The organism is Rhizobium sp. RU35A, from assembly GCF_900156005.1.
GTDB lineage: Bacteria > Pseudomonadota > Alphaproteobacteria > Rhizobiales > Rhizobiaceae > Neorhizobium > Neorhizobium straminoryzae.
In genome coordinates this window covers 71,353-95,752 of sequence record NZ_FTMR01000006.1, presented here as the reverse complement: position 1 = coordinate 95,752, position 24,400 = coordinate 71,353, and the positions used below count along the sequence as shown (strand labels likewise).

The 24,400-nt window shown below is 63.0% G+C and carries 23 protein-coding genes and 1 tRNA gene; 16 read left to right on the top strand and 8 right to left on the bottom strand.

Translation table 11 applies throughout. The features are described from left to right. The first annotated feature begins 9 nt into the window (after window positions 1-9). Together hemA and F3H95_RS14690 are read left to right on the top strand one after the other, a co-directional pair. Window positions 10-1,224 carry a 5-aminolevulinate synthase gene (gene hemA, locus F3H95_RS14695; RefSeq protein WP_143127109.1) on the top strand — a complete coding sequence of 405 codons (1,215 nt, stop codon included), beginning with the start codon at window positions 10-12 and terminating at the stop codon, window positions 1,222-1,224. Between the two features lie 81 nt (window positions 1,225-1,305). Next, on the top strand, window positions 1,306-2,421 hold the full coding sequence (locus tag F3H95_RS14690) for a serine hydrolase domain-containing protein (protein WP_244618024.1): 1,116 nt from the start codon (window positions 1,306-1,308) through the stop codon (window positions 2,419-2,421). A gap of 12 nt (window positions 2,422-2,433) precedes the next feature. On the opposite strand, the gene F3H95_RS14685 is transcribed toward F3H95_RS14690, so the two are convergent. After that, window positions 2,434-3,843 carry a helix-turn-helix transcriptional regulator gene (locus F3H95_RS14685; protein WP_149746560.1) on the bottom strand — a complete coding sequence of 470 codons (1,410 nt, stop codon included), beginning with the start codon at window positions 3,841-3,843 and terminating at the stop codon, window positions 2,434-2,436. Window positions 3,844-3,975: 132 nt separating this feature from the next. Here F3H95_RS14685 and F3H95_RS14680 point away from each other — a divergent pair, with 132 nt between their 5' ends. From F3H95_RS14680 to F3H95_RS14655, 6 genes are all read left to right on the top strand, one after another. Further along, on the top strand, window positions 3,976-5,508 hold the full coding sequence (locus F3H95_RS14680; RefSeq protein WP_143127112.1) for an acyl-CoA carboxylase subunit beta: 1,533 nt from the start codon (window positions 3,976-3,978) through the stop codon (window positions 5,506-5,508). A gap of 11 nt (window positions 5,509-5,519) precedes the next feature. Next, the gene (locus F3H95_RS14675; RefSeq protein ID WP_149746559.1) at window positions 5,520-6,152 is read left to right on the top strand and encodes a hypothetical protein; all 633 of its coding nucleotides are present in this window, start codon (window positions 5,520-5,522) and stop codon (window positions 6,150-6,152) included. Between the two features lie 48 nt (window positions 6,153-6,200). Next, the gene (gene yghU, locus F3H95_RS14670) at window positions 6,201-7,094 is read left to right on the top strand and encodes a glutathione-dependent disulfide-bond oxidoreductase (protein WP_149746558.1); all 894 of its coding nucleotides are present in this window, start codon (window positions 6,201-6,203) and stop codon (window positions 7,092-7,094) included. A 122-nt stretch (window positions 7,095-7,216) separates the two neighbouring features. Beyond that, window positions 7,217-7,576 carry a hypothetical protein gene (locus F3H95_RS14665; protein WP_143127177.1) on the top strand — a complete coding sequence of 120 codons (360 nt, stop codon included), beginning with the start codon at window positions 7,217-7,219 and terminating at the stop codon, window positions 7,574-7,576. Between the two features lie 37 nt (window positions 7,577-7,613). After that, window positions 7,614-7,988, top strand: a complete 375-nt coding sequence (locus tag F3H95_RS14660; protein ID WP_143127116.1) for a hypothetical protein — start codon at window positions 7,614-7,616, stop codon at window positions 7,986-7,988. Window positions 7,989-7,992: 4 nt separating this feature from the next. After that, entirely contained in the window at window positions 7,993-10,005 is a 2,013-nt protein-coding gene (locus F3H95_RS14655) for an acetyl/propionyl/methylcrotonyl-CoA carboxylase subunit alpha (protein ID WP_149746557.1), read from the top strand. 282 nt (window positions 10,006-10,287) lie between these two features. Here the strand turns inward: F3H95_RS14655 and F3H95_RS14645 are convergent, their stop codons facing one another. After that, on the bottom strand, window positions 10,288-10,557 hold the full coding sequence (locus F3H95_RS14645; protein ID WP_149746556.1) for a type II toxin-antitoxin system ParD family antitoxin: 270 nt from the start codon (window positions 10,555-10,557) through the stop codon (window positions 10,288-10,290). A 106-nt stretch (window positions 10,558-10,663) separates the two neighbouring features. Here F3H95_RS14645 and scpA point away from each other — a divergent pair, with 106 nt between their 5' ends. From scpA to F3H95_RS14630, 3 genes are read left to right on the top strand one after another with little or no spacing between them, the layout of a single operon-like run. Next, window positions 10,664-12,802, top strand: coding sequence for a methylmalonyl-CoA mutase (gene scpA / locus F3H95_RS14640; RefSeq protein WP_149746555.1), 2,139 nt, complete (start codon window positions 10,664-10,666; stop codon window positions 12,800-12,802). Window positions 12,803-12,838: 36 nt separating this feature from the next. Further along, window positions 12,839-13,141: a type II toxin-antitoxin system MqsR family toxin gene (locus F3H95_RS14635; protein WP_149746554.1), complete on the top strand. Its 303-nt coding sequence runs from the start codon at window positions 12,839-12,841 to the stop codon at window positions 13,139-13,141. A gap of 1 nt (window position 13,142) precedes the next feature. After that, on the top strand, window positions 13,143-13,544 hold the full coding sequence (locus F3H95_RS14630) for a type II toxin-antitoxin system MqsA family antitoxin (RefSeq protein ID WP_143127121.1): 402 nt from the start codon (window positions 13,143-13,145) through the stop codon (window positions 13,542-13,544). Window positions 13,545-13,546: 2 nt separating this feature from the next. Here F3H95_RS14630 and dxr read toward each other — a convergent pair whose 3' ends face one another. Next, the gene (dxr, locus tag F3H95_RS14625) at window positions 13,547-14,713 is read right to left on the bottom strand and encodes a 1-deoxy-D-xylulose-5-phosphate reductoisomerase (protein WP_149746553.1); all 1,167 of its coding nucleotides are present in this window, start codon (window positions 14,711-14,713) and stop codon (window positions 13,547-13,549) included. 150 nt (window positions 14,714-14,863) lie between these two features. Between dxr and F3H95_RS14620 the strand changes: the two genes are divergently transcribed. The 3 genes from F3H95_RS14620 (at window position 14,864) to F3H95_RS14610 (ending at window position 17,628) form a co-directional block, all read left to right on the top strand. Further along, window positions 14,864-16,078 carry an FAD-dependent oxidoreductase gene (locus F3H95_RS14620; RefSeq protein ID WP_188134391.1) on the top strand — a complete coding sequence of 405 codons (1,215 nt, stop codon included), beginning with the start codon at window positions 14,864-14,866 and terminating at the stop codon, window positions 16,076-16,078. 310 nt (window positions 16,079-16,388) lie between these two features. Beyond that, window positions 16,389-16,736, top strand: a complete 348-nt coding sequence (locus F3H95_RS14615; protein ID WP_143127124.1) for a hypothetical protein — start codon at window positions 16,389-16,391, stop codon at window positions 16,734-16,736. A 250-nt stretch (window positions 16,737-16,986) separates the two neighbouring features. Continuing rightward, a complete protein-coding gene (locus F3H95_RS14610; protein ID WP_143127125.1) occupies window positions 16,987-17,628 on the top strand; it encodes an exopolysaccharide biosynthesis protein in 642 nt (213 codons plus the stop codon). A 36-nt stretch (window positions 17,629-17,664) separates the two neighbouring features. On the opposite strand, the gene F3H95_RS14605 is transcribed toward F3H95_RS14610, so the two are convergent. Further along, window positions 17,665-17,741: transfer RNA gene (locus F3H95_RS14605), tRNA-Arg, on the bottom strand. A gap of 83 nt (window positions 17,742-17,824) precedes the next feature. Then, window positions 17,825-18,988: a M20 aminoacylase family protein gene (locus F3H95_RS14600; protein ID WP_143127126.1), complete on the bottom strand. Its 1,164-nt coding sequence runs from the start codon at window positions 18,986-18,988 to the stop codon at window positions 17,825-17,827. Window positions 18,989-19,145: 157 nt separating this feature from the next. Here F3H95_RS14600 and F3H95_RS14595 point away from each other — a divergent pair, with 157 nt between their 5' ends. Both F3H95_RS14595 and F3H95_RS14590 read left to right on the top strand, forming a co-directional pair. Further along, window positions 19,146-20,297: a D-alanyl-D-alanine carboxypeptidase family protein gene (locus F3H95_RS14595; RefSeq protein ID WP_244618022.1), complete on the top strand. Its 1,152-nt coding sequence runs from the start codon at window positions 19,146-19,148 to the stop codon at window positions 20,295-20,297. Window positions 20,298-20,408: 111 nt separating this feature from the next. Continuing rightward, window positions 20,409-21,632, top strand: a complete 1,224-nt coding sequence (locus F3H95_RS14590; RefSeq protein WP_149746551.1) for a GTP-binding protein — start codon at window positions 20,409-20,411, stop codon at window positions 21,630-21,632. A gap of 35 nt (window positions 21,633-21,667) precedes the next feature. Here F3H95_RS14590 and F3H95_RS14585 read toward each other — a convergent pair whose 3' ends face one another. The 3 genes from F3H95_RS14585 to F3H95_RS14575 form a co-directional block, all read right to left on the bottom strand. Beyond that, the gene (locus F3H95_RS14585; RefSeq protein ID WP_149746550.1) at window positions 21,668-21,928 is read right to left on the bottom strand and encodes a sulfurtransferase TusA family protein; all 261 of its coding nucleotides are present in this window, start codon (window positions 21,926-21,928) and stop codon (window positions 21,668-21,670) included. Window positions 21,929-21,935: 7 nt separating this feature from the next. Then, the gene (locus F3H95_RS14580) at window positions 21,936-23,252 is read right to left on the bottom strand and encodes a murein L,D-transpeptidase family protein (RefSeq protein ID WP_149746549.1); all 1,317 of its coding nucleotides are present in this window, start codon (window positions 23,250-23,252) and stop codon (window positions 21,936-21,938) included. Window positions 23,253-23,419: 167 nt separating this feature from the next. Continuing rightward, window positions 23,420-24,373, bottom strand: coding sequence for an acetyl-CoA carboxylase carboxyltransferase subunit alpha (locus tag F3H95_RS14575; RefSeq protein WP_143127131.1), 954 nt, complete (start codon window positions 24,371-24,373; stop codon window positions 23,420-23,422). Between the last annotated feature and the right edge of the window lie 27 nt (window positions 24,374-24,400).

The window sequence follows — 24,400 nt, the reverse complement described above, 5'->3', positions numbered from 1 at the left end:
AGTGTGAGAATGGATTTCGAGGCATTTTTCAAGGGCGAGCTGGACAGCCTTCACCAGGAAGGTCGTTACCGCGTGTTCGCCGATCTCGAGCGGCATCGCGGCAATTTTCCCCGTGCCACTCGCCACACTGCGGAAGGCAAGCGTGACGTCACCGTCTGGTGCTCGAATGACTATCTCGGCATGGGCCAGCATCCGGCCGTGATCGCCGCCATGCATGAGGCGATCGATCACTGTGGCGCGGGTGCGGGAGGCACCCGGAATATTTCTGGCACCAACCACTACCACGTCCTTCTGGAGCAGGAGCTGGCCGATCTGCACGGCAAGGATTCCGCCCTCATCTTCAATTCCGGCTACATGTCCAACTGGGCGACGCTTGGCACGCTGGGTGCCAAGATTCCCGGCCTCATCATCTATTCCGACGCGCTGAACCATGCCTCGATGATCGAGGGCATCCGCTATGGCAAGTGCGAGCGTGTGATCTGGAAGCATAACGATCTGGACGACCTGCGCGCCAAGCTTGCGGTCGCCGATCCGAAGGCTCCGAAGCTGATTGCCTTCGAAAGCGTCTATTCGATGGATGGCGATATCGCACCGATCAAGGAGATCTGCGATCTGGCCGACGAGTTCGGCGCCATGACCTATCTCGATGAAGTGCATGCGGTCGGCATGTATGGTCCGCGCGGCGGCGGCATTGCCGAGCGCGAGGGTCTGATGGACCGCATCACCATCATCGAAGGCACGCTCGGCAAGGCCTTCGGCGTGATGGGCGGTTACATCACCGGGTCGCATGCCGTCTGTGATTTCATTCGCTCGTTTGCCTCCGGTTTCATCTTCACGACGGCCCTGCCGCCGGCGCTCGCCGCAGGCGCGCTCGCCTCGATCCGCCACCTGAAGGCAAGCCCGTTCGAGCGCGCCCGCCATCAGGATCGCGTGCGCAAGCTGCGCGCCTCGCTCGATGCCCGTGGCATTCCGCACATGCCGAACCCCAGCCACATCGTGCCGGTCATGGTCGGCGATGCCGCCAAGTGCAAGTGGATCTCGGACCTGCTGCTGGATCACTCCGGCATCTATGTCCAGCCGATCAACTACCCGACGGTGCCGCGCAAGACCGAACGCCTGCGTATCACGCCGACGCCGCTGCATTCGGATGGTGATATAGAGCATCTGGTCGGTGCGCTGCATCAGTTGTGGTCGCGGTGCGCGCTCGCGCGGGCTGTCGCCTGACGCTTACATTCCTGGCTTGCATTCGAGGGACGTATCATGGAGACATGATACGTCCTTTGGTTTTTGTGGGGAGTGTCGGCCGTGTCCTTGGATCGTGTGAATGGCCTTCTCGATCAGGTGACGGCGAGCGGTCGCATCACCGGTGCCGTGGTGCTGGTCTACCGCGACGGCGTGCCGGTGCTGGAGCGCGCAGTCGGCTATCAGGATCGCGAAGCCGGCGTGCCGGTCAGCCTCGATACCATCTTTCGCTATGCCTCCGTTACCAAGCCGATCGTGGCGGCCACTGCGCTGGCCATGGTCGAGCGCGGGCTTTTTTCGCTGGATGATGCGGTGGCCGATCATCTGCCCTGGTTCCGCCCGCTCGATCCCGATGGCGCGCCGGCCGATATTCGCGTGCGCCATCTCATCACTCACACCGCGGGCCTCTCTTATGATGCGGGCCTTGAACAGCGTTCGGCCGAGCGCGCCGTCAACCAGGGCCTCAGCGATACCAGCCTGTCGCTGGAGGAGAATTTTTCGCGGTTGAGCGGCACGCCGCTGGCCTTCCGCCCCGGCGCACAGTGGCTCTATTCCACCGCCATCGACGTGCTGGGCGCGGTGATCGAGCAGGTGCATGGCGCCTCGCTGGAGGATGCGGTGATCGTGCATGTCGCCGGCCCGCTGCAGATGAAGGATGCGCGTTTCCACGTCACGGACCTGTCGCGGCTTGCCGTCGCCTATGCCGATTCGTCCGAGGGGCCGGTGCGCATGCCGGATCCCTGGCACGCAAAGACCGAAACCTTCGAGGCCTTCTTCTCGCCGTCGCGCATCTTCAACAGCCGCGCCTTCCAGTCCGGCGGTGCCGGCATGGTCGGCACGGCGCGCGATGTGATGCGGCTGCTGGAGGCGATCCGCACCGGCGGCGAGCCGCTGTTTTCCCGCGAGATGGCCGAGGCCGGCCTCTCCAACCAGATCGGCGATGTGCCCGGCAATCCCGGCCAGCGTTTCGGCTATTTCGGCGCGATCATCACCGATCCGGCAGCGGCCATGACGGCACTGCCGGCTGGTGCCGTGCAGTGGGGCGGCGTTTACGGCAATACCTGGTTCATGCTGCCGGATCAGGGCGTGACGGTGGTCAGCCTCACCAACAATGCGCTGGAAGGCTGCAACGGCGCCTATCCGGAAGAACTGCGCGCCGCCGTCTGCGAAAGCCTCTGACGTCCTGACCCCTCAGACGATCCGGTAGGGAATGATCGAGCGGTTGTCGTGATCGACCGCAAGCCGGCTTTTCAGGGGCGGCATGGCGCGCTGCGGGCAGGTGTGCCGCTCGCAGATGCGACAGGATATGCCGATCGGCTCGAAGGCAGCGCGATTGTCGAGATCGAGGTCGTCGGCATAGACGAAGCTTCCGGCGTCGGAAATCTCGCAGCCGAGCGCCAGCGCATAGCGCGGCTGAACGGCGCGAAAGCCGCCGCTGCCCTTGGTGATCTGCGTGGCAAGGCAGAGATAGCGCACGCCATCCGGCGTTTCCGCCAGCTGGCGGATGATGCGGCCCGGCATTTCGAAGGCCTGATGCACATTCCAGAGCGGACAGGCGGCGCCGAAACGGGCGAATTGCAGCTTTGCCGCGCTATGGCGCTTGGTGATGTTGCCGGCCCGGTCGACGCGGGCGAAGAAGATCGGAACCCCCTTCTGCCCCGGTCTTTGCAGCGTGCTGAGGCGATGGCAGACCTGTTCCAGGCTCGCGCCGAAATGGGCGGCCAACAGGTCGAGATCGTGGCGCAGCGCGCGCGCCCGTTTCAGGAAGTTCTCATAGGGCAGGAGAAGCGCGCCGGCAAAATAGTTCTGCAGGCCGATACGGCAGATATCGGCCGCCTCCGCCGTGCGGAAGCCTGCCTCGCGCACCATGCGGTCGATCATGTCGGCGGCATGCAACTGGGCGATCTGCAGCGCCATCTGGAAATCGCGCGTCGCGGGCGTCGCATAGGCATTCAGAAGCAGGCGGCGGGTCGCCGGGTTGAAGCTGCGGATCAGGTCGTCGGCAAGTACGGCGCGCTCCACGACGATGCCGAAGCGGGTGCCGAGATGGTGCTGCAGCGCCGCATGGTTCTCGCCGCCGCCGAGCCCCAGTTCGCCGGCCAGCGTTTCGGCGGCCACATCCAAATCGTGCAGGTAGTTGTCGACGAAGTGAAAATAGTCGCGCACCTCGTCATAGGGCGTGGCCTCTGTCAGCGCCGCGCGTCCCAGCCGGTCATCCATGCTGGCCAGCTGCTCGCTGGAGCGGCGATAGGCCTGATGGGCGGTGATCAGTGCATGCGCCAGCCCCGGCGCGTTCTGCGTCACCAGCTTCAGGTCGGCAAGACTCGCATGGTAACCGTCAAACAGCGGGTCGGAGAGCGCCTCCGACAGGGCGGATAGCAGCCGGTCCCCTTCGCCGGAGGAAAGTTCGGCAAGGCTGATGCCGAATTTTTCCGCCAATGCCAGCAGCACGGCGGCGGAGACGGGCCGCTGGTTGTTCTCGATCTGGTTCAGATAGCTGGTGGAGATGCCGAGCCGGTCGGCGAACTGCGCCTGCGTGGCGCGTGCCGCATCCCTGAGTTCGCGCACCTTGCGCCCGATATAGAGTTTTCCGATTGCCATGATTTGCAACTTCGCAAAATGCAGTTTGCATATTCATAGATTACACACCGCCACCCATTCAACGAAAATCCATGTTTCGCGTGCAGGTCCAGCAGGATACAACACGGGGAAAAGCAGAATCTGGGAGGCAGCATGCGTGCAGTCTTGAACGAAGTGGAAGCCCGCCGCGCCGAAGCGCGGCTGGGGGGCGGGCAGAAGCGCATCGATGCGCAGCATGCCAAGGGCAAGCTGACCGCGCGCGAGCGCATCGAGGTGCTGCTCGACGAGGGCTCCTTCGAAGAATACGACATGTATGTCACCCATCGCTGCGTCGATTTCGGCATGGACGCGCAGAAGGTGGCGGGCGATGGCGTCGTCACCGGCTGGGGCACCATCAACGGCCGGCAGGTCTATGTCTTTTCGCAGGATTTCACGGTTCTGGGCGGCTCCCTCTCTGAAACCCATGCGCAAAAAATCTGCAAGATCATGGATATGGCGGTTCGGGTCGGCGCACCGGTGATCGGCCTCAACGATTCCGGCGGCGCGCGCATCCAGGAGGGTGTCGCGTCGCTCGCCGGTTATGCGGAGGTCTTCCGCCGCAACGCGGAGGCCTCCGGCGTCATTCCGCAGATCTCCGTCATCATGGGTCCCTGCGCGGGCGGCGCCGTCTATTCGCCGGCCATGACCGATTTCATCTTCATGGTGCGCGACTCATCCTACATGTTCGTCACCGGCCCTGACGTGGTGAAGACCGTGACGAACGAGATCGTCACGGCCGAAGAACTGGGCGGCGCTTCCACCCACACAAAGAAGTCTTCCGTCGCCGATGCGGCCTATGAGAACGATATCGAAACGCTGGAAGCCGTGCGCCAGCTCTTCGATTTCCTGCCGCTCAACAACCGCGAGAAGCCGCCGCTGCGGCCCTTCTTCGACGATCCGGCCCGGGTGGAAATGCGGCTCGACAGCCTGATCCCGGATTCGGCCACCAAGCCCTACGACATGAAGGAACTGATCTACGCGATTGCCGATGAGGGCGATTTCTTCGAGATCCAGGAAGCCTTTGCGAAAAACATCGTCACCGGCTTCATCCGGCTGGAAGGCCAGACGGTTGGTGTCGTCGCCAACCAGCCGATGGTGCTGGCCGGCTGCCTCGATATCGATGCCTCCCGCAAGGCGGCCCGCTTCGTGCGCTTCTGCGATGCCTTCTCGATCCCGATCCTGACGCTGGTCGATGTGCCGGGTTTCCTGCCGGGTGTCGCGCAGGAATATGGCGGCGTCATCAAGCACGGCGCGAAACTCCTGTTCGCATATTCCGAAGCGACCGTGCCGATGGTGACGCTGATCACGCGCAAAGCCTATGGCGGAGCCTATGACGTGATGGCCTCCAAGCATATCGGCGCGGACGTCAACTATGCCTGGCCGACGGCGGAAATCGCGGTGATGGGTGCCAAGGGCGCCACCGAGATCCTCTACCGCTCGGAACTGGGTGACGCGGAGAAGATCGCGGCGCGGACGAAAGAGTACGAGGAGCGTTTCGCCAACCCCTTCGTGGCGGCCGAACGGGGCTTCATCGACGAGGTGATCATGCCGCATTCCTCCCGCCGCCGCATTGCCCGCGCCTTTGCGAGCCTGCGCAACAAGCAGGTGACGACGCACTGGAAAAAGCACGACACCATTCCGCTGTGAGGAGGCAGGCAGTGACCTCCAGCTATGCCGTGAGAGCATTTGCATCGTTTTTGGTACTAGGCACCCTCGTGGCAGACCTGTCGCTGGCACAACCGAATGAAGTGGAGATCGTCCACATCGATCCTAGTCAAATCCAAACTCTGGTCGTGCCCCCTTGGGAAAGACCGACGAATGACGAAACGAGAGCATGGGAAAATAGCGTTCGAGCGTCGGTCACTGATGAGTTTGGTGGGGATTTTAGGAAGGCAGCGGGTGCTGCTGCGAACAAAGGGTTCCAAGCTCTGGATGAGCTGGATTTCGCCTCTGCCTCGAAAGCTTTTAGCGAAGCGGCCGTGCTCGACCCTAAGAGCCCTTACCCATACATCGGTTTTGTAGGCATCTATCGTTTGATGTACCAGTTGGAAAAGAAGGAATTTTGCCTACAAGCCGCCATCGACCGCAGTGAAAGACAAAAGGCGGCGCTGATCATGATAGGAGCCCACCTCGGGATCGATGGTGATTACTGGAAGGCTGTGGAGTTCTTTAACTCGGTGCTGGAGCTTGACGCCAAGGATCAAGGGGCTCACCTGATGCTGGCGAAGACATATCGACTTCTCAAAGATTCCGAGCGAGCCGAGTACCACGAACAGCGCGCGAAAGAGTAAGCGGAAGTCGTCTTCGACCCTTCGTGAACCAAGGAACAGAGGCAATCCATGACCGACACCAAATTTCCGCCGGAAAACAACCTGCCTGCCGGCTACGAGCCGCCCAAGGTCTGGACCTGGGAGCCTGGCAATGGTGGCCAGTTCGCCTCCATCAACCGGCCGATTGCCGGCCCGACCCATGAGAAGGAACTGCCGGTCGGCACCCATCCGCTGCAGCTTTATTCGCTCGGCACGCCGAACGGCCAGAAGGTCACCATCCTGCTGGAAGAACTGCTGGCCGCCGGCCACACCGGTGCCGAGTATGATGCCTGGCTGATCACCATCGGCAAGGGTGAGCAGTTCGGCTCCGGCTTCGTCGCGGTCAACCCGAACTCCAAGATCCCGGCGCTGATGGATCATCAGCCGAAGGATGGCGGCGAGCCGGTGCGCCTGTTCGAATCCGGTTCCATCCTCGTCTATCTCGCCGAAAAGTTCGGCGTCTTCCTGCCTTCCGATCCGCGCGCCAAGGCGGAAGTGATGAACTGGCTGTTCTGGCAGATGGGCTCGGCGCCCTTCGTCGGCGGCGGCTTTGGCCACTTCTTCTCCTATGCTCCGGTCAAGATCCAGTATGCGATCGATCGCTATGCCATGGAGACCAAGCGCCAGCTCGACGTGCTGAACCGCCGCCTGGCGGAAAGCGAATTCGTCGGCGGCAGCGAGTATTCGATCGCCGACATGGCGATCTGGCCCTGGTATGGCCGGCTGGCTCTCGACAGCTCCTATCCGAATGCCGGCGAATTCCTCTCGACCGGGGACTACGAGCATCTGGGGCGCTGGGCACGGCAGCTTGCCGCGCGCACCGGCGTCAAGCGCGGCTCCATCGTCAACAAGGCCTCGGGTGATCCCGGCACCTTCCTGCCCGAACGCCATGCGGCATCCGATTTCGATGCGCTGACGCTCTGACGTGATCAAAAACCGGCTTCCCCTTGCGCCATTGGCCGGAGGGGAGGCCAGCCGGCGGGGGCCTTTCCCCTGCCAAGAGACAGACTGAAGGACTGGAGAAGAACACCGTGGCCCTGCCCGACATGACGAAACATCGCGGTTTTCCAGGCGGCATGCCCGGAACCGGCGTCCAGTTCACCATCCGCCGTGCCAATCCGAAGGGTGTGACGCCCATCAAGGCGCTGCCGCGCAAGGCGCGCCCCGGCAGCAAGGAACACCGCATCGATGCGGCCTTCCTGCATGCGCTCTGGCATCATTTCGGGTCTGAGCCCTTCGAGCGCGGCAATCTGGATGCCGCCCGCCTCAACCTGCTGTTCGGCCGTGAGGTGGTTCCGGTGGAGAAGGACTTTGACCCAATGTCCTACGAGGCGCTGCTGCGCATCGACGAACGCGTCGCCCGCCAGAATTTTCCCGAATCCTTCGACGACGTGTTTGAGGTCTGATGATGCCCACATTCGTTTTTGTGCCGGAGCGCGGATGATGGCCAAGATCCCCGAAATGCCGAAGCATCGCGGTTTTCCTCTCGGTCTGCCGGGCACACAATGGCAGTACACCCTGCGCCGCGCCAATTCGAAGGTCACCAAGCTCTACGCCATGCCGCGTTACCGCACGCTGGACCAGACGGTGGCGCTGGCCGATATCGGTTTCGTGCAGGCGCTCTGGCACTTTTTTGGCACCGAGCCGTTCGAACGCGGCAATCTGGATGGCGAGCGGCTCAGCCGCCTGTTCGGGCGCGAGGTGATCGCTGCCGAACGCGGCTTCGATCCGGCCTCCTACACCGCCAAGCTAAAGCTGAATGAGGCCGTGGCGCGGAAGAATTTTCCGCAGGCCTTCGAAGACGTTGCGGAGGGGTGACGGAATGCCGATCCAGAAAATTCTCATAGCGAACCGGGGCGAAATCGCCTGCCGCGTCATCCGCACGGCAAAGAAGATGGGCATCAAGACGGTCGCCGTCTATTCCGATGCGGATGCCAATGCGCTGCATGTGCGCGAAGCCGACGAGGCGGTGCATATCGGTCCGGCCCCCTCGTCGCAGTCCTATATCGTCATCGACAAGATTCTGGGCGCCATCCGCCAGACCGGCGCGGATGCCGTGCATCCGGGTTACGGGTTTCTCTCGGAAAACCCGCTGTTTGCCGCGGCGCTGGAAAAGGAAGGCGTCACCTTCATCGGCCCGCCGGTCGGCGCGATCCAGGCCATGGGCGACAAGATAACCTCGAAGAAGATTGCCGCGGAAGCCGGTGTCTCCACCGTACCCGGCCATATGGGCCTCATCGAGGACGCCGACGAGGCGGTGAGAATCTCCGCATCCATCGGCTATCCCGTCATGATCAAGGCCTCTGCCGGTGGTGGCGGCAAGGGCATGCGCATTGCCTGGAACGATGCGGAAGCCCGCGAAGGCTTCCAGTCCTCGAAGAACGAGGCGAAAAGTTCTTTTGGTGATGACCGCATCTTCATCGAGAAATTCGTGACCGAGCCGCGCCACATCGAAATCCAGGTGCTGGGCGACAAATTTGGCAACTGCCTCTATCTCGGAGAGCGCGAATGCTCCATTCAGCGCCGGAACCAGAAGGTCATCGAGGAGGCGCCGTCGCCCTTCCTCGATGAGGCGACCCGCCGTGCCATGGGCGAACAGGCGGTGGCGCTGGCAAAAGCGGTCGGTTATCACTCGGCCGGCACGGTGGAATTCATCGTCGATGGCAAGGCCAACAGGTTCTATTTCCTCGAAATGAACACCCGCCTGCAGGTCGAGCATCCGGTCACCGAACTCGTGACCGGCATCGACCTTGTCGAGCAGATGATCCGCGTCGCCTCGGGCGAGAAGCTTTCGTTGACGCAAGCCGATGTGAAGCTGAACGGCTGGGCGATCGAAAGCCGGCTCTATGCGGAAGATCCCTTCCGCAACTTCCTGCCCTCCATCGGCAGGCTCAGCCGCTACCGCCCGCCCGTCGAAGGCGTTCAGGCCGATGGCACCGTGGTGCGCAACGATACCGGTGTCTACGAAGGCGGCGAGATCTCCATGTATTACGATCCGATGATCGCCAAGCTCTGCACCTGGGGCGAGACGCGCGCCGTTGCGATCGATGCCATGGCGGCGGCGCTGAATGATTTTCAGGTGGAAGGCATCGGCCACAATCTGCCCTTCCTCTCGGCCGTGATGGGGCAGGAGCGCTTCCGCTCCGGCCGGCTGACGACGGCCTATATCGCGGAAGAGTTTCCGGAGGGCTTTGCCGGCGTGGCGCCGGATGCGGCATCCTCGCGCAAGCTGGCGGCGATTGCCGCTGTCGTCAATGCGAGGGTTCAAGTCCGCGCGACACAGATCTCAGGCACCATCGGCAACCATGCCCGCGTGGTGGGACGGGACTGGGTGGTGAAGCTCGGCGACGATGCCCATGCCGTCAGCCTTTCGGGCACGGCGGAGGCGGAGATCGTGACCTTCGCCGAGGGCGGCGAGAGCGTCACGGTGGCCGGCTCTTGGCATCCCGGACAGACGCATGCGCATTTCGTGCTGAATGGCGAAAGGCTGGGCGTGAAGGTGGATCTGATCGGCTCCGTCATCCGCCTTCGCCTCAACGGCATGGATGTCGCGGCCCGCGTCCGCTCACCGCGTGTTGCGGACCTCGCCAAACTCATGCCTGTGAAGCTGCCGCCGGACACCTCGAAAATGCTGCTCTGCCCCATGCCGGGCGTCATCACCAGCGTGGCGGTCAAGCCGGGTGATACGGTGGAGGCCGGCCAGACGCTGGCGACCGTCGAAGCCATGAAGATGGAAAATGTGCTGAAGGCCGAACGCCGCGGCGTGGTGAAGCGCGTCGCCGCGAGTGCCGGTCAGAGCCTTGCTGTCGATGAACTCATTATGGAGTTCGAGTGAAAATGGAGTGTGCGGCTTCACCCCCCTCTGTCCTGCCGGACATCTCCCCCTCAAGGGGGGAGATCGGGTGTGGAACCCTCTCGCATACCCTCACACGCTTTAAGGGCTACCCGGATTTCTACGATCACTGTCTGCTAAGGCCTTGCTTCATGCCGATCTCCGCCCTTGAGGGGGAGATACCCGGCAGCGCAGAGGGGGGTATCCGGCTATGCCGGTCTTATCGAAAGGCACCTCGCCGATACTCCCAAGCTATGGGACATAGGTGCAGTACCAAGCCATCAGTCATACACCGTATTCGGCCTTCTTTCGAGCAATCAAAGCCTCGATTTGTGCATGGCTTTCTTCCATCGTCAGGAAGGCCCCCTTGCGTCGTTCATCGACCAGAGCCCGCAACGCCGCAAGCTCCGCCTCTTTCATCTCGGTCTGCTCACGCAGCAGTTCCAGCCCCTGCTGCACCACGGCGCTCACGCTGGAATAGCGACCTTCCTCAACCAGCCGGCGGGCAAACGCGTCCTGCTGGTCGGAGATCGAGACGGATGCTTTTACGGTCATGGCTCAAGGCTCCCGAGAAGACTAGATCCCATATGCTACTGAGTAGCAATCCCGTCAATCTCAATGCCGCGCCGATCATGATGTCGGCCTCTGGAGGATCAGCCCGATGAGCAAGAAAACCGTCGCAGACTGGCAGGCCCTGGCGGAAAAGGAGCTGAAGACATCCCCCGATGCGCTGGTCTGGAACACGCCCGAGGGCATTCCCGTCAAGCCGCTCTACACGGCGGAAGATCTTGAAGGTGTCGCGCATCTGGAAAGCCTGCCGGGCTTCAAGCCCTTCGTGCGCGGCCCGCGTGCCACCATGTATGCCGGCCGCCCCTGGACGATCCGCCAATATGCCGGCTTCTCCACGGCAGAAGAAAGCAATGCCTTCTATCGCAAGGCGCTGGCCGCCGGCCAGCAGGGCGTGTCCGTTGCCTTCGACCTCGCCACCCATCGCGGCTACGATTCCGATCACCCACGCGTCGTCGGCGATGTCGGCAAGGCCGGGGTCGCGATCGACAGCGTGGAGGATATGAAGATCCTGTTCAGCGGCATTCCGCTGCAGGATATTTCTGTGTCGATGACCATGAACGGCGCGGTGATCCCGATCCTTGCCAATTTCATCGTCACCGGCGAGGAGCAGGGCGTCTCACGCGACCAGCTGTCCGGCACCATTCAGAACGATATTCTGAAGGAGTTCATGGTCCGCAACACCTATATCTATCCGCCGGAGCCTTCCATGCGGATCATTGCGGACATCATTGCCTATACGGCCAAGGAAATGCCGCGCTTCAACTCCATCTCGATTTCCGGCTATCACATGCAGGAAGCTGGCGCGACCCTGGTGCAGGAACTGGCCTTCACGCTGGCCGATGGCCGCGAATATGTGCGTGCCGCTCTGGCGCGGGGTCTCAATGTCGATGAGTTCGCCGGCCGTCTCTCGTTCTTCTTCGCCATCGGTATGAATTTCTTCATGGAAGCCGCCAAGTTGCGCGCCGCGCGCCTGCTCTGGTCGAAGATCATGGAGGAGTTTGAGCCGAAGAAGCCGGGCTCGCTGATGCTGCGCACCCACTGCCAGACATCCGGTGTCTCGCTGCAGGAACAGGACCCCTACAACAACGTGATCCGCACGGCCTATGAGGCGCTCTCCGCCGTGCTCGGCGGCACGCAGTCGCTGCACACCAATGCGCTCGACGAGGCGATCGCGTTGCCGACGGAATTTTCGGCCCGCATTGCCCGCAACACGCAGCTGATCCTACAGCACGAGACGGGCGTCACCAAGGTGGTCGATCCGCTGGCCGGCTCCTACTATGTCGAAAGCCTGACGAAGGAGCTGGCGGACAAGGCCTGGGCGCTGATCGAAGAGGTGGAAGCGCTCGGCGGCATGACAAAGGCTGTGGCCGATGGCCTGCCCAAGCGCCTGATCGAAGAAGCCGCCACGCGGCGCCAGGCACGCGTGGATCGCGGCGAGGAGATCATCGTCGGCGTCAACAAGTACCGGCTCGAAAACGAGGAGCCGATCGATATTCTCGATATCGACAACACCGCCGTGCGCAATGCGCAGATCAGGCGGCTGGAACAGATCCGCCGCCAGCGCGATCCGGCCCGGGTGGAGGCGGCCCTTGCTGCGCTGAAGATGGTGGCCGAAACGGGCGAGGGCAATCTTCTGGAAAAGGCGGTGGAGGCCGCCCGTGCCCGCGCCAGCGTCGGCGAGATCTCCGACGCGATGCGCTCGGTCTTCGGCGATCATTCCGCCGTGCCGGAGGTGGTGACGGACATTTACGGCGCGGCCTATGCGGGGGATCCGGAATATCAGACGCTGACTACCCGCCTTTCCGCCTATGCCGAAGCCACCGGCCTTCGTCCAAAGATGCTGGTCGCCAAGCTCGGGCAGGATGGGCATGATCGCGGTGCCAAGGTGATTGCCTCCGCCTTCGGCGATATCGGTTTTCAGGTGGTGGCGGGCCCGCTGTTCCAGACGCCCGAGGAGGCGGCCGATCTCGCCGTTTCGCAAAAGGTGCAGGTGGTCGGCATGTCGTCGCTCGCCGCCGGCCACAAGACGCTCGCGCCGCAGCTGATCGCAGCGCTGAAGGAACGCGGGGCCGAGGATGTCATCGTCGTGGTCGGCGGCGTCATTCCGCGCCAGGATTACCAGTTCCTCCTAGATGCCGGCGTTGCCGCCGTCTTCGGCCCCGGCACGAATGTGCTGGACGCGGCGCGCGCCATCCTCGACCTGATGGAGGGCCGGCGCAGGAATGTGTGATCCGTGCCTTGCCTGAATTAACCTCAAAGGTTATTTATGGAGAAACGCAAGCCGCATTGTTCTCTGGAACGTGTCAAGCTTCTCGTCGAGACGGGGCGTGTGCGGGCAACGGGTTCTGCATTTCTCGGGGCCCGTGCTCTGGGCATTGTTGACCTTGGGGGCATGTGCGAGGTGGTGATGGCGCTGACCTTAAGCAACTTTTACAAGTCCATGACGACCCATGCGGACAATGCCATCTGGCAGGATGTCTACCGAACGCTTACAGGACTGGGTGATGCTGTCTATCTGAAGCTTACCGTGATCGATGACGTGCTGATCGTGTCCTTCAAGGAGCTGTGAGATGAAATGTCCGTGCTGCGGGGCGGCCGACCTCGTTCATGACACTCGGGATGTGGCTTATGCCTACAGGGGCGAGAAAACCCTGATCCCCGGTGTGACGGGTGATTTCTGCCCGGCCTGTCACGAAGTAATCCTCGATGCTGCCGAGGGCGATCGGTTTAGCCGGCTGGTGGGTGAATTCCAGCGCAAGGTGAACGCCGTGCTGGTCGATCCCGCCTATATCGCCGCTGTTCGCCGCAAGCTGAAGCTGGACCAGAAGCAGGCCGGTGAGATTTTTGGCGGTGGCGTCAATGCGTTCTCCCGCTACGAAAACGGGAAGACACGTCCGCCTGTGGCCCTCGTCAAGCTGCTGCGTCTGCTGGACCAGCATCCCGAACTGTTGAGCGAAGTTCGGGCCGCCTGACCTCACCCCAGCCGCGCCTTCGCCCGTTGCCGCGCCTCCAGATCGGCCGTAAACACGTCGTCCATGCTGGCGGCGGGCGGCAGATGCGCAAGCTCTTCCATCACCGCTTCGGTGATCTGGGCCATGGAAAGAAAGCCGGTATCGCCGGCGATGAAGGCGTCGAGCGCCACTTCCTTGGCGCCGTTCAGTACCGCGCCCTGCACGCCGCCGCGCGTCATGGCAAGGCGTGCGAGGCGGAGGGCGGGGAAGCGCGCTTCGTCTGGCGCCTCGAAATCCAGCCGTGCCAGTCGGGCGAAATCCAGCCGCTCCACCGGCAGCTTTGCGCGGCGCGGAAATTCCAGCGCATAGCCGATGGCGTGGCGCATGTCTGGAGATCCGAGCTGCGCCAGCACCGACCCATCGGAATAGCCGACCATCGAATGGATGATCGATTGCGGATGGACGATCACCTCCACCTGCTCCGGAGCGAGGCCGAACAGGTGCTTGGCCTCGATCATCTCCAGCGCCTTGTTGAACATCGAGGCGCTGTCGATGGAAATTTTGAGGCCCATCGACCAGTTGGGATGGGCGCGCGCCGTTTCCACCGTCACATTTGCCATCTGTTCGCGGGTGAAGGTGCGGAAGGGGCCGCCAGAGGCGGTGAGTATCACCCGTTCGACGGCATGGCGCTGGCTTTCCTCTAGCACCTGGAAGATTGCATTGTGCTCGCTGTCGACCGGCAGCAGCCGTCCGCCGCCCTGGCGCACCGCGGCAACGAACAGATCGCCGGCGGAGACAAGACATTCCTTGTTGGCAAGCGCAATGTCTGCGCCCCGGCGCGCGGCCGCCAGTGTTGGCGCAAGTCCGGCCGTGCCGACGATTGCTGCCATCACCATGTCGGCCCCGGCATTGGCGGCTTCCATCAGGCCGCTCTGACCGGCTGCCACCTCGATGCCGGTGCCGGACAAGAGGTCACGCAGCGCCACATACTGGCTTTCGTCTGCGGTCACCGCCAGGCGCGCACCATGGGTAATCGCCTGCTCGGCCAGAAGCGCAATATTGCTCGCCCCCGTCAGCGCCACCACCTCGAAGGTCTCGCGCCCGCCGAGATGCGTCAGAACATCCAGTGTATTGGTGCCGATCGAGCCGGTGGAGCCGAGAATGGAAATGCTGCGCGTGGAGGCTGTCATGCATGAGATCCGCGTTGGTCCCGGTTCGTTTACAGCTGGCGAAGGTCCCTCACAAGGGCGGATGCGCCGCATTGAATTTCGTCCCCGCCGATGCCAGATGCGATAGACTGCGGGACGCGGCAATGATGACGGATGGGTGGAGACAGGATCATGGGTGACGAAGCACGGACAACGACCTGCGCCATTGCCGGCGGCGGCCCGGCGGGCCTGATGCTGGGCCTGCTTCTGGCGCGGGCCGGCGTCGATGTCACCGTCATCGAGAAGCATGGCGATTTCCTGCGCGATTTTCGCGGCGACACCATCCATCCCTCCACGCTGGAGGTCATTCACGAACTCGGCCTGGAAGAGGCCTTCCTGAAACTTCCGCACACGCGGGCGCCAAAGCTGTCGGCGGAGATCGGCGGACAGACGATCACCATGGCGGATTTCTCCCGCCTGCCGGTGCGCAATCGCTTCATCGCCTTCATGCCGCAATGGGATTTTCTCGACTTCCTGTCGAAGGAGGCGGCACGCTATCCGAATTTCCATCTGATGATGGCAACGAAGGTGGTGGACGTGATCTTTCGGAACGGCCGTGTTTCAGGACTTCGGCTGGAGCGGGACGGTGTTCGTTTCGATCTTGCCGCAACGCTGGTGGTGGCTGCCGATGGCCGCCATTCGGTGGTGCGCGAAAAGGCGGGGCTTGCGGTCGAAAGCTTCGGCACGCCCAGCGAAGTCGTCTGGATGAAGCTCTCCAAGCAGACGGGCGATCCTGCTGAGACCATGGGCCATGCCGGGCCACGCCAGGGTTTCGTGCTGATTGATCGCGGCGATTACTGGCAGTGCGGTTTCATCGTGCGCCGCGGCACCTTTGCCGAGATTCGTGCCGGCGACCTGGAGGCTTTTCGCGACATGGTGCGCGCCGTCTCGCCGCTTCCCGCCTCGCGCATGGCGGAAATCGCTGGCTGGGAGGATGTCAGCCTGTTGCAGGTGCGTATCGACCGGCTGAAGCAGTGGTGGAAGCCCGGCCTGCTGGCGATCGGGGATGCGGCGCATGCCATGTCGCCGATCGGTGGCGTCGGCGTCAATCTCGCCATTCAGGATGCGGTGGCGGCCGGCAATCTTCTCGCCCGGCCGTTGAAGGAGGGAAGGCTGACGGATCAGCATCTTGCTGCCGTCGAAAAACGCCGGCTGTTTCCGACCAGGGCGACGCAGAGGCTGCAACTGATGATGCGCTCCAGCCGGCGCAAGGATCAGGCGGACGACGAGCGCCGCAAGGGGCCGCCCGCCTTCATCCGCGGCATCGCGCGCTTTCCGCTGCTTGCCCATCTCGCCGGCCGGCTGATGGGGCTCGGCTTTCGCATGGAACATGTGCGCCTGCGTTGATCCTGCACGCCGCCCGCCAGTCCTTCGGCCCGACACAGGATCAGCGTCACCTGTGCCGGAACCGTTCATGCCGGCCCTTGACCGGTCGGGTCCTGTGCCTTGGCGGGACCGTCATCCACAGCCTCGCTCAATCTTTGTGCGCTAGCGTTGACACGATCATTTCTGAGGCTACTCATCATTTCCGACAATTTTAACTTTTGTTTTTGAGTTCCGGCAGCGGTGTTCAAGCATGGCGCAAGCGGCTCGCCGCTTACCAACCGTCGCCCCGGCCGGAAACCGAAGACCTCCAACGTCCTGCCAGGAAACGACCATGACGATCGACAGTATGGATGCAATCGGGCTGCGGAATCTGGTGGCGACCTGCGACCGCCAGGATGCGCTCTCCATCCCGAAAAGCCTGTCCGCCTACGTGACCGATATGCTGGATGCGCGTCAGCCGAGTGTCTACCTCGTTGATCTGCTGCCGTCGCTAAGTACAGCCATGCAGGCCTTCCTCACCGCCATCGGTGCCTTCAACCTGTCCCCCTTGCCGGAACCGGAAGTCACCAGTCGTCGCAACCGGCTGCTCGAATGCCTGGATACCTTCATCGACGAGGCCAGGCTCTGCCAGCAAAGCGTCGTGTTCATGGATACAATCTCTGCCGCCGCCCATCGCTAGTGCGGCGATGATAGCGCTAACGTGGCGGAGCACGGCGTTTTCGGATGCCTCCGTGACGTGCGTTACCGGCTTTTTGCGCGACCTCCTCTTCGCATCCGGCATCTCCCTTCCCATATCCTGCCGGTGCCGGCCTGATGCAACGAGACCGGCCGGACAAGGAGTGGCGTGAGACGAACAGGGATCTGCACCGGGCGGAGGAATGCTGTCCCCCGCGAAATATCTCGAGGGATGATGGCGGAAGGATGCGGTCATGGCTGACATGGCATCCGAAACGAGCCGAGACGGTCTGGCGCGTCTGCTGGAGGCTCTGCCGGAGCGGCTTGGGCCTGGTCGTGCGACGCTTGGCCGCCTGCTGGCGATCCTCGGTGAACATGCGACCGCGCTGGTGCTGCTGGTCTTTTCCATTCCGGCGATCATTCCAACGCCTGGCATCCCGGCCGGAATGGTGTTTGGCACCGCACTCGCGTTGCTGGCCGCGCAACTGGTGATCGGTGCGGACCGGTTTATCCTGCCGCAGCGGCTGGCGCGCGTCGAGGTGCCGCAGGCGCTGCTGAAGGCCATGGCGGTGCGGCTTGGGCCCAAGCTTGCCTGGCTGGAAACCTGGCTGAGGCCGCGGCTGACGGGGCTGGCCGGTCGCGCCGCCCTGCGTCCATTGGGACTTGTCGTTTTCGTGATGGCCGTCCTGATTGCTTTGCCCATCCCGTTCGGCAATGTGCTGCCGGGGCTTTCGATCTTTTTCGTGGCCTTGGGACTTGCCCAGAGAGATGGCGCCGCTGTGGTGGGTGGACTGGTGTTCGCGCTTGCCTCACTCGCCTTCACCGCCTTCATCCTGCTCGGGGGCTGGTGGCTGATCAGCGATTGGCTGGGGCTTGGCGGAACTGGAGCCGGCTAGGGATTAGCCAGCAAGGTCAAGCAGGTGAGGGGGAAGTGGTGTCCACGAGAGGATTCGAACCTCCGACCCCAGGATTAGGAATCCTGTGCTCTATCCTGCTGAGCTACGTGGACCGATAGCAGATGACTGGCTACATACCGCAGGCCGGCGCTGCCGACAAGTCGGCAGGCCGGCAGTGGTTGGCTTTGTTGGTGCCTCAGTCGGCGAGGCGCTGCTCGACGAGTTTCACCCAGTAGGAGACGCCGTAGGCGATCGCCTCGTCGTTGAAATCATAGGCCGGGTTGTGCAGCGCCGCCGTGTCGCCGTTGCCGATCATGATGTAGGCGCCGGGGCGGGCCTGCAGCATGAAGGCGAAATCCTCGCCGGCCATGCTGGGATCGACCTCGGTATCCACGTTCTTCTCGCCCACGATCGCCATGGCCGCCTTGGCCGCATGGATGGTCTCTTCGGGATGGTTGACGGTTACCGGGCAGGCGCGCTCATAGTCCACCTCCGCCACGCAGTCATTGGCGGCGGCAATGCCTTCGGCGATCTGGCGGATGCGGGCTTCGGCCATGTCGCGCACCGCCTCGTCCAGGCTGCGCACCGTACCGGCGATCATTGCTTCTTCGGGGATGATGTTGTGCGTGGTGCCGGCATGGAACTGGGTGATGGAGACGACGACCGAGCGCAGCGGATTGGCGTTGCGCGCCGCGATCAGTTGCAGTCCGTTGACGATCTGGGCGCCGATGACGATCGGATCGGCGGTACGGTGCGGTTCGGCCGCATGGCCGCCACGGCCCTTGATCTGGATGGTGAACTTGTCTGGGGCCGCCATGATGCCGCCCTTGCGGATGGCGAAGGTGCCGAGCGCCATGCCCGGCATGTTGTGCATGCCATAAACCTCCTGGATGCCGAAGCGGTCCATCATGCCGTCCTCGACCATGGCGAGCGCGCCGCGACCGCCTTCCTCCGCCGGCTGGAAGATGAGGGCGACGGTGCCGTTGAAATTGCGGGTCTCGGCCAGATACTGTGCCGCGCCCAGCAGCATGGCGGTGTGCCCGTCATGGCCGCAGGCATGCATCTTGCCGTCCTTGCGGGAGGCCCAGGGTTTCCCCGTGATCTCGGTCAGCGGCAGGGCATCCATGTCGGCGCGCAGCCCGATGACCCGGTCACCCTCGCCGCGACCGCGAATGAGGGCCACGACGCCGGTGCGACCGAGGCCGGTGACGATCTCGTCCACGCCGAAGCTCTTCAGCTTGTCTTCCACGAAGGCGGCGGTCTCTTCCACGTCGTAAAGCAGGCCCGGATTTTCATGGATATGGCGCCGCCAGGCGCTGATTTCGGCCTGCATGTCGGCGGCTCTGTTCAAGATCGGCATCGCATGTCCTGTTTATTGCACGTGCTCGGGCGAAGTGCCCGCATTGGCCGCGATATTGCGCCGCGGAATTGACGGAATCAATGATCTTTGCCATTCCTTGGCCATAGAGGCGGTCTACCCGCCACCGAGATCTGGCGTTCCATCACGAGGCCGCTCCTTGCCCCACAGCCCGAACCGACCGTCAGCCGCGTTCCGCAGGCTTGCCCTTGCCCTCTCCACAGCACTTCTGTGCGCCGGGCTTCCGCAACTGGCCGCCGCCAATCCGAAAATGGTGGTGGATGTTGCGAGCGGACGGGTGATCGCGCATCAGGAAGCGTTCCGCAAGTGGTACCCGGCCTCGCTCACCAAGCTGATGACCATCTACGTTACCTTCGAGGCGCTGAAGGCCGGCAAGGTGACGCTGGAGACGCCGGTGGTGATGAGCCGCAAGGCCGTCGACCAGCCGCCGAGCAAGATGTTTGTGAAGCCCGGCGCCACGCTCACGATCGATGCCGCGCTGAAGATCCTGGTGGTGAAGTCGGCCAATGACGTGGCCATGGGGCTTGCGGAAACCGTGGGCGGCGGCAGTGCCGACCAGTTCGTCGCCATGATGAACGATGCCGCCCAGCGTCTCGGCATGACGTCGTCGCATTTCATCAATCCGCACGGCCTGCCCGGCAAGGGGCAGTATACAACCGCGCGTGACCTCGCGGTGCTGGCGCTGACGCTGCGCCGCAATTTTCCGCAATATGCCAGCTATTTCGCGCTGGAAGGCATCACCACCGGCGCCAAGGATTATCCGAACTACAACATGCTGATTGGCCGCTTCAACGGTGCCGATGGCATGAAGACCGGCTTCATCTGTGCCTCCGGCTTCAACCAGGTATCCTCTGCTACCCGCAACGGCCGGACTGTTGTCTCCGTGGTGCTCGGCTCCGACAGTCTTGCGGGGCGTGCGGAGGAATCGGCGGCCCTGTTGCAGGCAGCGCTGACGGAGGATCCGGGCAAGGGTGTGCCGCTGTCGAGCCTTGCGCCCTACGGCCCGGACCGTGACGAGGTGGTGGATATCAGCGCCGATATCTGCAATCCGAAGGCCGCGAAGGTGCGCAGCGAAGGCCGCGACGAGCAGGGGCGCATGATGATCCATTCGCCCTATATTGCCGAACGCGAGGCGCCGCCGGCCTTCAGCATGGCCGAGATCGTTTCTCCCCCCGAGCCTGCCAAACCGGCAGCCGATGCAGGCACCGCCCCCGGCCGTCCGGCCAAGGCGGGTGATGTGCGCTCCGGCGCCTCCGTGCCGGTGCCTATCCCGCGGCCGACCGCGCTTTAAATTGCGCGTCCCCGCCTGGGGGCGTCGTATTCTCGTTCTTCCGCATCCGTCACGGATCCCGCGTGTCACGCTTTCGTCCGGATGCGCCAACTCCAGCATGGGACGATCCACATGGCCCTGGCAAGCGAACGCATTCCGGTCTCGATCCTGACCGGCTTCCTCGGGGCGGGCAAATCGACCCTGCTCAACCGCATCCTCAAGGACCCGCAGGCGCATGACACCGCCGTCATCATCAACGAATTCGGCGAGGTCGGCATCGACAATTTCCTGGTCGAGACCTCGGGCGATACGCTGCTGGAACTCTCCAACGGCTGCCTGTGCTGCACCGTGCGCGGCGAACTGGTGGAAACGCTGGCCTCGCTGGTCGACCAGATCCAGACCGGCCGCCTGAAGCCGATCCGCCGCGTGGTGATCGAGACGACCGGCCTTGCCGATCCTGCGCCGGTGATGCAGGCGGTGATGGGCAATCCGGTCATTGCCCAGAGCTTCTCGCTGGATGGCGTCATCACCGTGGTGGATGCGGTGCATGGTCTTTCGACGCTGGCACGCCATCCGGAAGCCCTGCGTCAGGTAGCGGTGGCCGACCGTCTGGTTCTCACCAAGAAGACGCTTCTGGCACCCGATGCGCTCTCACCCCTTCTGGAGCGCCTCCAGGAACTCAACCCGCGCGCCAGGGTGAGCGATGGCGATGCCGGGGAGGCGGGCACCGCGGCCCTGCTCGTCAACGGCCTCTACGATCCGGACAGCAAGATCGCCGATGTTTCCCGCTGGCTGCAGGAAGACCACGAGGACGATCACCAGCATGATCATGATGATCATCACCACGATCACCATCACCATCACCACGATCACCATCACCACGATCACCATCATCACGGCCATCACGATCACGACCATCATGGCCACGATCATGCGCCACGTGGCCACCATCATCACCATCACGACGTCAACCGTCACGGGGATGACATCCGCTCCTTCGCCATCGTCCACGACCGGCCGATCGAGCCGATGGCGGTGGAGATGTTCGTGGACCTGCTGCGCTCGGCGCATGGCGAAAAACTGTTGCGCATGAAGGCGATCGTCCAGCTCGCCGACAACGTGGAGCGGCCGCTGGTGCTGCACGGGGTGCAGAGCATCTTCCATCCGCCGGAGCGTTTGCCACGCTGGCCGGCAGGCAGCGACCGGCGCACACGCATGGTGCTGATCACGCAAGGGCTGTCGGAAGAGTTCGTGACGGATCTTTTCGCGGCTTTTACCGGTCAGCCGCGCATCGACCGGCCGGATCGTGCCGCGTTGGAGGACAACCCGCTTGCAGTGCCCGGCCTGCGCCTCTGACAGACTGCGCAGCGCCGGCCTGTGCTGGCTGCGGCTCAGAAATCCTCGTCGCTGCGGGGTGGCGGGTCGCACTCCTTGCGGATCAGGAAACGATGGCCGAAGGCGGTCGCCTCGCTTGCCAGCAGGGTCTGGCCGTCTTCGCGGCACGCATGCGGAATGTCGATGGCCGCCAGTCCGTCCGTCGTTTCGACCGAGAGTTCTGCGCCGATCGGCAGGCCGGCCAGCTTCCTGCGGGTCTTCAGCACGGGGAGGGGGCATCTCAGCCCCTTCAGGTCATAGAGGATCGGCTCCGCCACCGGCGGCTTACCAGAACTTCCAGAAGGGCTTCTTCTGATCGTCGCTCACCGGCTGAACAGCGGCATAGGCGAGCGGATTGGGTGCCGGCACCGGAATGGCGCCTGTGGCGGTGCTGGCCGGCTGAACGCTGGCGGTGAGCGGAGCGGCGGCAGGGCGGTTCCCACTGTTCATGGCCGTCGCGACCGACATGGTGGAGCGGTCGCCGGCCGGAGCTGTCGTGGCCAGCAGGCGGGACTGCTTGGCAGCGGCGCCGGACGGCTGTGCGGAAGCCAGCATGGTGCCGGGCGGCTGGGTCTTGGCAAGGCGGGCGGCCATCAGCTTGTCGAATTCGGCGGGTTCCACCAGCTTGCCGGCGGCCAGCGAGGTGCCGGTCGGCGCATAGGCGAGATCGCGGCCCTTGCGCTTGTCGGCGACGACGGCCTTGCGCTCGGCCTCGGTCGGTTCGTACCACACCTTGCCGTCCAGCTTGTCCATCGCCTTGGTATAGGCAAGCTGGTATTCCTTCTCGTAGGTCGAGAGGGCGGCTGTCAGCGCCGGCGGCGTCGACATCGGCGGGCAGGCAGCGGTGGGCGAAAACCCTCCGGAGCCCTGGACCTGCTGGTTGAAGACGTATTTCTTCTCGCAGACATTCACCTCCGGCGGCCGCTTCGTCACTTCGAAGTGGTCGTAGCCCACCTTCAGCATCTTCCAGAATTCGAGGTTTTCGCTGTTGCGATGGCGGGCCATGTTTTCCGCCGTCATGCGGAATGGGAAAGCCTCCAGCTGAACCGAGGTCTGGCCGCCACGGAAGGCATCCCGGGCAAAGGCGTAGATTTCCAGGATCTGCTGGTCCGTCATCGAATAGCAGCCGGACGAGGAGCAGGCGCCATGGATCATCAGGTTGGAGCCGCTGCGGCCGTTGGCCGCATCATAACGGTTCGGGAACCCGGTGTTGATGGCGAGGTAATATTTGGAATTGGGATTGAGATGCGCGGGCGTCAGGTTGTAGAAGCCTTCCGGCGCCTGCCGGTCGCCTTCCTTCACCTTGGGGCCAAGCTTGCCCGACCAGGCGCAGATGTCGTATTCGGCGATCTTGTCGAAGCGGTTGTCCGCCTTCGCCTTCCAGATCTCCATCTTGCCTTCTTCCTTGAAGACACGAATCATGATCGGCGAATTGCGCGGCATGTTCTTCTTCTGCATTTCCGCAACGATGCGGTCCGGCAGAGGCTGCTCGACCTTGTTCTTCACCTTGGAGAGATCGATCGACGTCGTATCAAGCGCGTCGTTGCACCCGGCGAGCGCGGTTGCCATCAGGAAAATGGAGGCGATCAGTTTCAAGCGCATCGGACAAATCACGTGTGACGATCAACAAGGCATATGACAAAGCACATACCCATTCTGCCATTCGTAATAAAGCGGTAAGCTTTACATAATCTTACCGCGTCGTGCCGCAGGCCTGGCACAAAATCGTGAAGAGCGGAAGAATCTGCTCCTCACGATCTAAGAGTTGATCAGAGATTGCGGCCGATTTCCAGAAATTTCTGGCGTCGGTGCTTGCGCAGGTCCTCCGGCGACAGCTGTCCGAGTTCCTTCAGGGAGGCTTCGATCAGCGCACCGGCGGTTTCGATCACCGTCTCCGGTTCGCGATGTGCGCCGCCAAGCGGTTCCGGGATGATGTCGTCGATGACACCGAGCGCCTTCAGATCCTCTGCGGTGATCTTCATGTTGGTGGCGGCTTCGCGGGCGCGCGTCGAATCACGCCACAGGATGGAGGCCGCCCCTTCCGGTGAAATGACCGAATAGATCGCATGCTCCAGCATGAACACCTTGTTGCCGGTGGCAATGGCGATCGCACCGCCCGAACCGCCTTCGCCGATGATGATCGAGATCATCGGCACCTTCAGTGCCAGACACATTTCGGTGGAGCGGGCAATCGCTTCGGCCTGGCCGCGTTCCTCGGCGCCGACGCCGGGATAGGCGCCTGCCGTATCCACCAGCGAAATCACCGGCAGGCCGAAGCGGTCGGCCATTTCCATCACGCGGATCGCCTTGCGATAGCCTTCCGGACGCGGGCTGCCGAAATTGTGCTTGATGCGCGACTTGGTGTCGTTGCCCTTTTCCTGGCCGATGATCGCCACGGGCTGGCCGCGGAAACGCGCAAGGCCTGCCTGGATCGCGGCGTCCTCGCCGAAGGTGCGGTCGCCGGCCAGCGGCGTGAATTCGGTGAACAGGTGCTTCTGATAATCGATGAAGTGCGGGCGCTGCGGATGGCGGGCGACCTGCGTCTTCTGCCAGGCGTTGAGCTTGGAGTAGATCTCCTGCATCGCCTCGCGCACGCGCACTTCCAGACGCTGGATCTCGTCGGATGTGTCTATGCTCTCATCTTCCGCCGCCAGCTTCTTCAGCTCGTGGATCTTGCCTTCCAGGTCGGAGATGGGCTTTTCGAAGTCGAGATAGGTCTGCATGAGCTCCGTGTTCCGATCGTGTTGGCG